This window comes from Bradyrhizobium sp. SZCCHNS1050 (assembly GCF_032484785.1).
GTDB lineage: Bacteria > Pseudomonadota > Alphaproteobacteria > Rhizobiales > Xanthobacteraceae > Bradyrhizobium.
This window is the reverse complement of the sequence record NZ_JAUETR010000002.1, coordinates 1,643,203-1,655,289: the sequence shown is the minus strand read 5'-3', so window position 1 is coordinate 1,655,289 and position 12,087 is coordinate 1,643,203. Positions and strand designations below refer to the sequence as shown.

Below are 12,087 nucleotides of genomic sequence, written 5' to 3'. Positions count from 1 at the left end.
GTCATTCCGGGGCGCGCGCAGCGCGAGCCCGGAATCCATTCTCCCGATCGTGGTTATGGATTCCGGGCTCGCCCTCCGGGCGCCCCGGAATGACGGCGTGGGTGGAGTTGTTTCTAACTCGCAAACGCTTGGTGCATTTGGAGAGCATGCAAACGCATCGCCCCGCAACGATAACGAGACACAAGCCGACATCTTCGACCGCGAGGACGACTGGGCCGACCGCATCATCCGGGCGCGCGGCCGCGGCCCCTTCACCTCGCTGGAAGACTTCGCTCGCGACACCGCTCTGCCCAAGCGCGCGCTGCTGCTGCTGGCCGATGCGGATGCGTTCCGCTCGCTCGGGCTCGACCGTCGCGCCGCGCTCTGGGCCGTGCGCCGGCTGCCCGACGACGTGCCGCTGCCGCTGTTCGAGGCTGCCATCGCCCGCGAGCAGCCGGACGAGGGCGCCAGGCCGCTGCCCGAGATGCCTCTACCGGAGCACGTCGTCGCGGACTATCAGACCATCCGCCTGTCGTTGAAGGGGCACCCGATGGAGTTCCTGCGCGAGCGTTTCGCTGCCGAAGGCGTGATGGCCTGCCGCGACGTCAATGATGCCAACGACCGCCGTCGCGTCCGGTGCGCCGGCGTGGTGCTGGTGCGGCAGCGGCCGGGCAGCGCCAAGGGCGTCGTGTTCATGACCCTGGAGGACGAGACCGGCATCGCCAACATCGTGGTGTGGCCGAAGGTGATGGAGACCTTCCGCAAGGAGGTGATGGGCGCGCGCCTGGTGCTGGTCGAAGGCCGCATCCAGAGCAGCCCGGAGAAGGTGGTCCATCTCGTCGCCGAGCGCCTGGTCGACCGCAGCGCCGATCTCGCGCTGCTGTCGGACGACCGCCTCGGCGCCGTGCCACACGGCCCGATGCCCGCCGAGCCGCTCAACGACGACCGCCGCGATCATCCCGACACTCCCTCCCAGCGCGTCAGCCACCCCCGCAACGTCCGCATCCTGCCGCGCTCGCGGGATTTCCATTGAGGGAGTGTGAATTCGTAGAGTGGGCAAAGACGCGCCGCGCATCGCTCGTCGCGACGTGCCTACTGGCCGCGAGTACGACGCTCACTATCATCGCAAGCGTAGCGACGCGATCCAAACATCCCACGACATTTCAACACCCGCCTAAAAATTTCACTTTCTTTTTTTCAGAAATCATGCTTTATTCCGCGCATCCCGCTCCATGAAGGGGCGTTGCGCGCGATCGTCACGACACGCGGGGCGGGGAGCGATGGCCGTGTTTGTGCCGCAGCGTGCGTCGTGCACGCCGACGAACGGCATGGCGCGGACGTGAAGTCGCAGCGTCCTGGCACCCCGATGCTGGTGTCAAGTTCGCGACGGCGCTGGCGCGCCGCGCGGATGATGGTGGCCAAAAAGCCCGGCGCACCAGGGAGACTGCGTATAAGCGTGAAAAACCGTCGCGCAGGGAAGGCCGGGTGATCTCGGCTGCACCTGTGGTACCTGCCGCCTGCATTCTTTTCGCAGGCGGGCCGCAGGCGTCAGTCGGCGCCTGGCCTTCCCTGCGCCCTCCTCACGAGAGGGTGAAACGGTCAGCACAACTCGGACGCATCCGCGCCGCGAGACGGCGTTCCAATGTTCATTGCGCAATTGATGAATCTCGGAGACCCGCGACGAACCGTGTCACCATCTCTCTCGCACCAGGACCGGTCAGACCCGCCGCGCACGTGTGAAACATGGCTCCGACGCCGGGGGTAGGCGCGTACCCGCAGAGGTTGGCTTGTGAAGTCGGGACATCGTCCCGGCGATCCCCTACGCTCAGACGACGTCATGGTGCGTCGCGAAGAAAAGCGCCATTGTCCAAAACCAACTGAATGCAAGCTGAACGGCTGTCGTTCAACTTTCAAATTTTTAAAGCAAAACAGAGGCGGGTTGGGCGATTTTTAGGTTGTTTAAAGCTCCAGTTCCGCACTATTAGCGCGACGATGAGACCGCCAGAGCCGGAATCGTCGACCGATCACGCGAGCCGATCTGACCAGCCATGGCGTCTGACATGAACCCATCCCCCCAGATGCTCAGCACCAAGCGGCTGCTGATCGGCCTTGCTGCCCTGGCGATGGCCGGCGCGGGCGGCTATGGCTACATGCAAGTCCGGTCGGAGACGGCTGCGAAAGACAATATCGAGCTCTCCAGCCAGTCCAAACGCAACGGCACCACCTTTACGCCGTCGGCAGCGGAATGGTCGACGCTGACGATCGAGCCGGTGTGTGAGAAGATATTTCGTGCCGAGCATATTACCGAGGGCAAGGTTGCCGTCGACGAGGATCGCTCGACACCGGTTTTCTCGCCCTATGCCGGCCGCGTGACCAAGCTGCTGGCGCGCCCGGGTGAGACGGTGCGCCAGGGCCAGCCGCTGTTCGTGATCGAGGCCGCCGACACCGTGCAGGCCCAGAACGATTTCATCGCCGCCATCACCGCGATGAACAAGGCGAAGTCCGCGCTCGACCTCGCCGACATCCAGTACAAGCGCGCCAAGGACCTGTTCGAAGGCCGGGCGATCCCGCTGAAGGATTTTCAGCAGGCGGAGGCGACCTCCGTTCAGGCCCAGAACGACATGCGGTCGTCACAAACGGCCCTGGAGGCGGCGCGCAACAAGCTGCGCATCCTCGGCTTCACGGATGCTGCGATCACCGATTTTCAGAGCAAGGGCGTGATCGACCGCGAGATCACGATCTACTCGCCGATCACCGGTACGGTCGTGCAGCGCAAGGTCGGCCCCGGACAATATGTCAACTCCGGCGCGAGCGACCCGGTCTTCGTGATCGGCGATCTCTCCACCGTCTGGCTCACGGCGTTCGTCCGCGAGAGCGACGCGGCGCTGGTGAACATCGGCGAGGAGATTCTCGTCAACGTGCTGGCGCTGCCCGGCCGACCGCTCAAGGCCAGCATCAACTACGTCGCCGCTTCGATCGATCCGGCGAGCCGCAGGCTGCTCGTCCGCGCGACCATCGACAACAAGGATGGCCTGCTGAAGCCCGAGATGTTCGCCAATGTGACGATCTATTCGCCGGGCGAACAGCCCGCGGTCGCGGTGCCCCGCCAGGCACTGATCTACGAAGGCAATCAGGTCCGCGTCTGGGTCGCCCGTCCCGACAAGTCGATCGAGCTGCGCAAGATCAAGACCGGTTTGATCAACGGCGACCAGGTCGCGGTCGAAAGCAATCTGAGCGCGGGCGAGCAGATCGTCACCAAGGGCAGCCTGTTCATCGATCGCGCAGCCTCGGGCAGCTGAGATGCGCTTCTCCTGCATGCCTTCCTGAAAGTGCCGATCTGAATGGACCGTCTCGTCGCCATCGCCGTTCAGCGGCGCTTCCTGATGGTCGGAATGTTCGTCGCCGTCCTGATCGGGGGTCTGATCGCATTCCGCCAGCTCAACATCGAGGCCTATCCCGATCCGACCCCGCCGATGGTCGACATCGTGACGCAGAGCCCCGGCCTCTCGGCCGAGGAGATCGAGCGTTACATCACGATCCCGATCGAGACCCAGGTCGCCGGCATCAAGAACCTGCGCACCATTCGGACGATCTCGCTGTACGGCCTGTCCGACGTCAAGCTGCAGTTCTCGTTCGACTACACCTACGACGAGGCCCTGCAGCAGGTGCTGAACCGCCTGTCGCAATTGTCGCCGCTGCCCGGCAACGTCACGCCGCAAATCTCGCCCTTGAGCGCGGTCGGCGAGATCTATCGCTACCGGCTGCGCGGTCCGCCCGGCTACAGCGTGCTCGACCTCAAGACCTTGCAGGACTGGGTGCTGCAGCGGCGCTTCCGCGCCGTGCCGGGTGTCATCGACGTTACCGGCTGGGGCGGCAAGACCAAGACCTATGAGATCCAGGTCGACTTCAACAAGCTGGTCGCCAACGGCCTGACCCTGCCGCAGCTCCTGCAGGCGGTCGGCAACTCCAACATCAATGTCGGCGGCAACACGGTCGAGATCGGCACGCAGTCGGCGGTCGTGCGCGGCGTCGGCCTGATCCGCTCGATGGAGGACCTTGCCAGCACCATGGTGTCGCAGAGCGGCGGCAATCCGGTGCTGGTGAAGGACGTCGCCAATGTCACGGTGGCGGAGAAGCCACGGCTCGGTATCGCCGGCCTCAACAACAACGACGACATCGTCCAGGGCATCGTGCTGATGCGGCGCGGCGAGCAGAGCTCGCCGACCATCGCGCGGGTCGAGCAACTGGTCGACCAGATCAACAGCTCCAGCATCCTGCCGCCCGGCGTGCGGATCGAGCGCATCTACGACCGCAAGGACCTGATCGATACCACGACGCACACTGTGCTCCACAACATGGTGGTCGGCATCGGCCTGATCGTGCTGCTGCAGTGGGTGTTTCTCGGCAATCTGCGCAGCGCGCTGATCGTCGGCGCCACGATTCCGTTTGCGTTGTTCTTCGCCGTCATCATCCTGGTGCTGCGCGGCGAGTCCGCCAACCTGCTGTCGGTCGGCGCGATCGATTTCGGCCTGATCGTCGATGCCACCGTCATCATGGTCGAGGCGATCTTCCGCCGGCTGACGCAAACCACGCCATTGTCCGAGGCCGAGGAGAGCCACATCTCGCCGGAGACGATGATGGGCATGAAGAGCCACGCGATCCTGTCGGCGGCTGCCGACGTGTCGCGCTCGATCTTCTTTGCCGCGGCGATCATCATCGCCGCCTTCCTGCCGCTGTTCACCCTGAGCGGCGTCGAGGGCAACATCTTCGGGCCGATGGCGCGCACCTATGCCTATGCGCTCGCCGGCGGTCTGCTTGCGACCTTCACCGTGACGCCGGCGCTGAGCGCGATCATCCTGCCGGCACATGTCGAGGAGACCGAGACCCGGCTGATGCGGCTGCTGCACGCGATCTATTCGCCGGTGCTGCGCTGGGCGGTGGGCAACCGCAATCTGGTGATGACCGGCGCGATCGGTCTCGTGCTGCTGACCGCGGTGGTCGGCCGGCTGCTCGGGCTCGAATTCCTGCCCAAGCTGGAGGAGGGCAATCTCTGGATCCGCGCGACCCTGCCGCCGACGATCTCGCTGCAGGAGGGCAATGCCTATGTCAACGAGATGCGCAAGATCATCCGCGCGCGGCCCGAGGTCGAGGCGGTGGTCTCGCAGCACGGCCGTCCCGACGATGGCACGGACGCGGCCGGCTTCTTCAATGCCGAGTTCTTCGCGCCGCTGAAGCCGGTCAAGGACTGGCCCGGCACCAAGGACAAGGACCAGCTCACCGCGGAGCTCTTGAAGCAGCTCGACGACCGCTTTCCCGGCGTCGAGTTCAACTTCTCGCAATATCTGCAGGACAACGTCTCGGAAGCCGTGTCCGGCGTGAAGGGCGAGAACTCGATCAAGCTCTATGGCAATGATCTGCAGGCGCTGACGGACACCGCCAACAAGATCAAGCAGGTGCTGTCGACGGTGCAGGGCGTCACCGATCTTGCGGTGTTCACCTCGCTCGGCCAGCCGACGGTGCAGATCGACATCGATCGGGCCAAGGCTGCGCGCTACGGGCTGGCGCCCGGTGACATCAACGCCACCATCAAGGTGGCGATCGGCGGCGACACTGCGGGCGATCTCTACGAGCCCGGCTCCGACCGGCATTTCCCGATCATCGTTCGTCTGGCGCCGGAATATCGCAAGAGCGCGGAGGCGATCGAGAATTTGCGCATCGGCGCGCAGGGGCCGAACGGCATCACCCAGATTCCTCTGAGCGAGGTCGCGACCATCAAGCTGGTCTCGGGCGCAGCCTATATCTATCGCGAGCAGCAGGAGCGCTATCTGCCGATCAAGTTCTCGGTGCGCGAGCGCGACCTCGGCAGCGCGATCCAGGAGGCGCAGCAGAAGGTCGCCGAGCAGGTGCAGCTGCCGCCGGGCTCGCGCGTCGAGTGGGTCGGCGAGTTCGGCAATCTCCAGGACGCGATCAAACGGCTGTCGATCGTGGTGCCGATCAGCCTCGCGCTGATCGGCGTGCTCCTGTGGTTCAATTTCGGCTCGATGGCCGACACCTTGCTCGCCATGAGCGTGATCCCGATGGCGATCTTCGGTGGCGTGGTCGGCCTCGTTTTGACCGGCATTCCGTTCAGCGTGTCCGCGGCGATCGGCTTCATCGCGCTGTTCGGCATCGCCGTGATGGACGGCATCATCATCCTTTCGCAGTTCAACCAGCTGATCGACGAGGGCGTCGACCGCATCGAGGCGGTCATCCGCACCGGCGAATTGCAGCTTCGTCCGGTGCTGATGACCTGCGTCGTCGCCGGCATCGGGCTGATGCCGGCCGCGGTGTCGACCGGCATCGGCTCGCAGGTGCAGAAGCCGCTCGCGATCGTCGTGGTCACCGGCATGATGCTGGCGCCGGTGGTCATCCTCATCACGCTGCCGGTCCTGATCTCGCTGTTCTCGCGGCGACGGGTCCGCTAGATGCGCATGTGCTCGTCGATGCGCGCGGCGGAGTCACGATCGACCGCGGCGGCATCGACGATCTCGCCGCGCTTGAACACGAGGTATCTGTCGCTGATCGAGAGCGCGAATGGCAGATGCTGCTCGACCACGATCATGGAGGTGCCGATCTCGCGCCGGACGCGCACCAGCACCTCGGACAGCCGGTCGACGACGGACGGCTGCAGACCTTCCGTGACCTCGTCGAGCAGCAGCACGTCGGGCTTCGCCATCAGCGCGCGCGCCACGATCAGCATCTTCTGCTCGCCGCCGGACAGCGTGCCGGCCCGCTGGCTCAGCCGCCTGGTCAGCACCGGAAACCAGCCTCCGACCTGCTCGAAACGCGCGCTCATGTCACCGTCCGTGAGCACGCCAAGTCTGAGATTGTCGCGGACCGACAGGTCCTGGAACAGCGCATGTTCCTGGGGAACATAGACCAGCCCCATCTTCCGCTTCAGATGCGGCGCTATTCGCGTCACGTCCTTGCCTGCAAGTTTCACTCGGCCGCACCAGGCCGGCGGGAAGCCGACGATGGCCTTGAGCAGCGAGGTCTTGCCCATGCCGTTCTTGCCGACGATGGCGAGGGTTTCGGCTTTGCCGAGCGCAAAACCGACGTTGCTGATCACCTCCGACGAGCCGTAGCCGCTTGCGCGCTCGTCGACGTCCAGAACTCTGCTCGTTTGCTGATTTTCAGAAGCGATTTATTTGTCGCGCAGGCTCTTGAAATCGGCGTTGTTGCTGGAGCGGCAGACAAATTCGGCATTCTGGAGCATGTTTTCGCCGGCAACATCGCGTCGTGGCGGGGGCCAAAGTCGAATTCGAACGTTGACCATCTCGCGACCAGGCGGCAAACCGTCCGCCGTGGAGGAAGGAACGGTCCAACTCACGGTCCCGGTCCGATAGGAAAGCCAGATGCGTAGCCTCGAAGACCGAGCCCTGCTTCTCTTGCTCGTCGCGATATCGCTGATGTTCGGGTGGATCCTGCTGCCGTTCTACGGCGCGGTTCTGTGGGGCATCATCGGCGTCATCGTCTTCGTTCCGCTGCACCGCTGGCTGTCGCGATCGATGCACGGCCGACACGGCCTGGCGGCGGCCGTCGTGGTGTTGATCTTCGTCGTGATCGTCATCCTTCCGCTGTCACTGATCGGGGCGTCGCTGGCGCAGGAGGCCTCCGGAGTCTACAAACAGATGCAGTCCGGTCAGCTCGACATCGGACAGTACTTTCGGAAGATGCTGGCCGCGCTTCCGACATGGGTGGTCGATATGCTCAACCGATTCGGGCTCGGCAGCCTCGCCGGAATGAAGGACAAGCTGTCGGCCGGCCTGCTGAAGGGCAGCGAGGTCATTGCGAGCCAGGCGCTCGTGATCGGACAGGGGACGTTCGAGGTCTTCGTCAATCTGTTCATCATGGTCTATCTGCTGTTCTTCCTGCTGCGTGACGAAGAGACGCTATCGGAGCGCATCAAGAGCGCCATTCCCCTGCGCCCGGAGCAACGCGATGCGCTGCTGCGCAAATTCACGGTGGTCATCCGCGCGACGGTGAAGGGCAGTCTGCTCGTCGCTCTGGCGCAAGGCGCGCTGGGCGGCCTGATGTTCTGGTTTCTCGGCATCAACGCGCCCCTGCTGTGGGCGGTCGTGATGGCCTTCCTGTCCCTGCTTCCGGCAGTGGGAGCGGGCCTCGTCTGGTTTCCGGTCGCGCTCTATCTCCTGGCCACCGGATCGATCTGGCAGGGCGTGGTCCTGATCGCCTATGGCGCCCTCGTCATCGGCCTCGTCGACAATGTCCTGCGTCCGATCCTGGTCGGACAGGACACCAAGATGCCCGACTATGTGGTGCTGATTTCGACATTGGGCGGGATCGAGGCATTCGGCCTCAACGGGTTCGTCATCGGGCCCGTGATCGCGGCAATGTTCATCGCAATCTGGGACATTTTCTCCACCTCGCGTCGCGAGGGGGCCGTGGCGCAGGATGCCTCGCGCGGGACGGGGTGAAGGGAACGCGGTGCACAATCGAAGCGGCATTTCATCGGGCGGATTAACGGATCGTAACCCGTCCTCTCCTAGCAATGAGGCGTTCGACGGGTTAAGTTCCATTGATCCGCCGCACGCGCTCTTTACCCGTCTCCTGACGGGCGTCCGCATCCCAGACTTTCTCGTCCAGAGCGGTTCATCGCGGGGCGCACGATGAACCATTTGGCTTCGACGGCGGTTAAACCGACGAAAGCTCGTGATTTCGAACTCCTGCAGCCCGTTCGGCGCTGCGCAGGGGTCCATTTGGCCGCGGTCGCGCCATGCGCGATCGCCAAGAACACAAGGTGGAGACGACATTGCAGTTCGATCAGCCAGTCGCGACGGCGACTGTGCCGCCCAAGGACCGCGCCACGCCGCGCGCCGGCGACGACGAGGGCCGCGCGGCGGCCGACGCCCGCTACTGGATGCAGATTCTCAGCAGCTATCGCACACCAAACCGCGTCCGCAGCGTCACCGAGCTGGTGATCACGGCGGTGCCGCTGGTGGCGCTGTGGGCGGCAGCCTGGTTCACATTCTCGCTCGGCCATGCCTGGGCGTCGTTGCTCATCGCGATTCCTGCTGGCGCCTTCCTGGTGCGCCTGTTCATGATCCAGCACGATTGCGGCCACGGCACCTTCTTCGCCGGGCGTCAGGCGAACGACTGGGTCGGCCGCGTCCTCGGCGTGCTGACCCTGACACCTTACGACTGGTGGCGGCGCACCCACGCGATCCACCACGCCAGCAGCGGCAACCTCGACAGGCGCGGCATCGGCGACATCGATACGTTGACGGTGCGGGAATATCAGGCGCGATCGACCTGGGGCCGTCTGCGCTACCGGCTGTACCGCCACCCGCTGGTCATGTTCGTCGCAGGACCCGCCTACCTGTTCTTCCTGCAGCACCGCCTGCCGTTCGGCCTCATGCGCGCCGGCTGGTCGCCCTGGGTCAGCACGATGGCGACCAATTTCGGCATCGCCCTGATCGTCGCCGGGCTGGTGTGGCTGATCGGCATCCAGGCGTTCCTGGTCGTGCATCTCCCGATCATGCTGCTCGCCGCCATGGCCGGGGTGTGGCTGTTCTATGTCCAGCATCAGTTCGAGCACACCGTCTGGGAGCGGAGCGAGCGCTGGACGCAGCAGCAGGCCGCGCTCTACGGCAGCTCACATTACGACCTGCCGGCATGGCTGCACTGGCTCACCGCCAATATCGGCATCCACCACGTCCACCATCTCTCGAGCCGGATTCCCTATTACAGGCTGCCGGTGGTGCTGCGCGATCATCCCGAGCTGCGCGAGATCGGCCGCATCACGCTGCCCGAGAGCCTGCGCTGCGTCCGGCTGGTGCTGTGGGACGAGTCGCAGCGCCGGCTGGTGTCGTTCCGCGAAGCCGGAGCGGGAGCATTGGAGCTTCGGACAACGACACCGAAGCTCGCTGGGCCACAACCATAGTACGTAGATGAGGCAGAGGCGCGCGAACGACCTGCCCACATACAAGTTCTGAGCCGGCGGATTGGGCCGTCAGATGGAAACCCAGGCGCGACGACCGCGCGCGTCTCAGGCCGCGCCGCTTTGTTTGGCCGGTGCCTGTCGTTGGGCCGCCGACCAGGATGCGTGGAACCAGCCGCCGAGGCCCCAGGGGTGAGTCCGTTCCAACCAGATGAACGGTCCCATCGGCGTTTCAAACTTGCCGGGCTGGGGCCCGACCACACCCCGACCATGCAGCAACTCGCCCTGCCAGCCTTCGTTCTTGGAGCCTTCCGCGCCGACATGAAGCCGGTAGGCCCAGGGCTCGGTGTCCATGATGACGTTGCCCTGCGCCGTCTTCATCCAGGCGATGGTGTCGGCGTGGATCGCACCAAAGGGATGGAAAGGACGGTCCTCGGGGACGCCGACGAATACGCCGACGCCGGTCTTGACCGTCGCGCCGGCGGCGATCGTCATGGGCTCGCCTTTCTGATCGTACAGCACGCCGTGCCAGTTCTGCGATCTCGTGCCCGGCGCAGTGACGATGATCTGGTAGGCGAGGCGCGGCTCGTCGAGGAGCGGCTCTTGTGACATGATCGTCTCCCATCCATGCGGGCCGGCGTGACCGCCGGCACACGTGCGGCCCTATTCTGACGCAGTATCGGCACGGCGCTAGATCGGGCGTTGATCTGAATCAACCATCACGAGTGGAGTGCAATTTCAGATTGAGTAAAAGGCTGGTGCGGAGTGTCAGCGGACGCGCCGTGCCCACCGCCCGTCGGTCGTAGTAATCGACCTCATAGTAGGACGGCAGGCACGCATCTTCCTTCGCTCTGTCGAGCGAAGGCAGATGCCTTGTCCGTCCTGCGGGCTAAAGGCTCAATCCCTCACCGGCGCTTGAGGCGAACGCGGCGTAGGCCTTCAGGGCGGCGTAGCATCGTGCGGCGGGTTACGCTGCGCTAACCCGCCCTACGGACTAACAACGCCATCAAAACCCGTACAGCTTCGCCGGATTATCGACCAGGATCTTCTCGCGGACCGCGGCGTCCGGCGCCCAGACCGGGAGCTGGTTCATCAGGCGGCCGTCGTCGATGGGATAGAAGGGCCTGATATCCGTGACCTTCAATTCGGGATGCGGCGACGAATCCGGGTGGGGCCAGTCGGTGCCCCAGACGATGCGGTCCGGGTTGGCTTCGATCAGGGCCTTCGCGAACGGGATCACATCGGTGTAGTCGGGACCGCGGGTCGAGGCGCGGTAGGCGCCGGAGATCTTCACATAGGCCTTGCCGCTGCGGACGAGCTCGACCAGATCGGCAAAGCCCGGCTGCCCGAGGCCGAGATCGGCCTGCGCGCCGCCGAAATGGTCGAACACGGCCGGCACGGGCGATTGCATCACGAGGTCCTTGATGGCCGCGATCATCGCCGTGTTGGTGTAGAGCTGGACGTGCCAGCCCCGCGCCTTCATCCGCTCGACCGCGGCCTGGAAGCGGGCGCGGCCGACATTGGGGTCATTGATGCCACCGGTCGCGAGATTGAGGCGGATGCCGCGGAAGCCCTCGGCATGCATGGCATCCAATTGCGCCTCGGTGGTCTTGTCGTCGATGACGGCGACGCCGCGCGCGTCATTGCCGCGCGCCTTCATCCCGTACAGCGTCGCGGAGTTGTCGGTGCCGTAGACGCTTGGCGTCACGATCACCACGCGCTGGATGTGCAGGGCCTTGTGCAGCGCCGCCATCTCCTCGGGCAGGGCCGGCTCCGGCGTGTAGACGCGGTTCGCTGCAAACGGGAATTGTTTCGGATCACCGTGGATATGGGTGTGGCAGTCGCAGGCTTGCGCCGGCACGTCGAAATCGACCGGGGTCGAAGGTTGCGCCGGCTTGGCGCGGGCGGCTGTCGTGGTCATCGTCACTCCGGCGGCAAGCGAGGCGAGCAGCAGGCTGCGGCGGTTCAGCATGGCGATCCTTCCCAGGGCCTGGCGCGTGCATTGTGGCTGACGCGCTCATTGTCGATGAAGGGAGCCTGAACCCGCTGTCGTCAGTGGGCAACAACGAAGTGCGGCATGGCTGTTCGCAGGACGAGAGCGAGACGAGGAAGTCTATGGTGAGGCCGCGGCCGCCGGCCGCAGCAACCGGTCGGAAAGGACCGGTGCTGCC

The 12,087-nt window shown here is 64.8% G+C and carries 8 protein-coding genes; 5 read left to right on the top strand and 3 right to left on the bottom strand.

Going from position 1 to position 12,087, the window contains the following annotated elements:
* From QX094_RS32065 to QX094_RS32055, 3 genes are all read left to right on the top strand, one after another.
* The coding region (locus tag QX094_RS32065) for an OB-fold nucleic acid binding domain-containing protein (RefSeq protein WP_316188439.1) at positions 1-1,012 on the top strand (1,012 nt) is incomplete at its 5' end.
* A gap of 1,027 nt (positions 1,013-2,039) precedes the next feature.
* A complete protein-coding gene (locus tag QX094_RS32060; protein ID WP_409999221.1) occupies positions 2,040-3,278 on the top strand; it encodes an efflux RND transporter periplasmic adaptor subunit in 1,239 nt (412 codons plus the stop codon).
* Positions 3,279-3,320: 42 nt separating this feature from the next.
* Positions 3,321-6,443: a CusA/CzcA family heavy metal efflux RND transporter gene (locus QX094_RS32055; protein WP_315714866.1), complete on the top strand. Its 3,123-nt coding sequence runs from the start codon at positions 3,321-3,323 to the stop codon at positions 6,441-6,443.
* Here QX094_RS32055 and QX094_RS32050 read toward each other — a convergent pair.
* Positions 6,440-7,087 (bottom strand): ATP-binding cassette domain-containing protein, encoded by a 648-nt coding sequence (locus QX094_RS32050; RefSeq protein WP_316175483.1) that lies wholly within the window; start codon positions 7,085-7,087, stop codon positions 6,440-6,442. The two genes, QX094_RS32055 and QX094_RS32050, sit on opposite strands and share 4 nt — an antisense overlap.
* 286 nt (positions 7,088-7,373) lie before the next feature.
* Between QX094_RS32050 and QX094_RS32045 the strand changes: the two genes are divergently transcribed.
* On the top strand, positions 7,374-8,453 hold the full coding sequence (locus tag QX094_RS32045) for an AI-2E family transporter (protein ID WP_315714864.1): 1,080 nt from the start codon (positions 7,374-7,376) through the stop codon (positions 8,451-8,453).
* 443 nt (positions 8,454-8,896) lie between these two features.
* Positions 8,897-9,919: a fatty acid desaturase gene (locus QX094_RS32040; protein ID WP_315714996.1), complete on the top strand. Its 1,023-nt coding sequence runs from the start codon at positions 8,897-8,899 to the stop codon at positions 9,917-9,919.
* Between the two features lie 105 nt (positions 9,920-10,024).
* On the opposite strand, the gene QX094_RS32035 is transcribed toward QX094_RS32040, so the two are convergent.
* Entirely contained in the window at positions 10,025-10,528 is a 504-nt protein-coding gene (locus tag QX094_RS32035; RefSeq protein WP_315714863.1) for a hypothetical protein, read from the bottom strand.
* 394 nt (positions 10,529-10,922) lie between these two features.
* Positions 10,923-11,888: an amidohydrolase family protein gene (locus QX094_RS32030; RefSeq protein WP_315714862.1), complete on the bottom strand. Its 966-nt coding sequence runs from the start codon at positions 11,886-11,888 to the stop codon at positions 10,923-10,925.
* Positions 11,889-12,087: the final 199 nt, after the last annotated feature.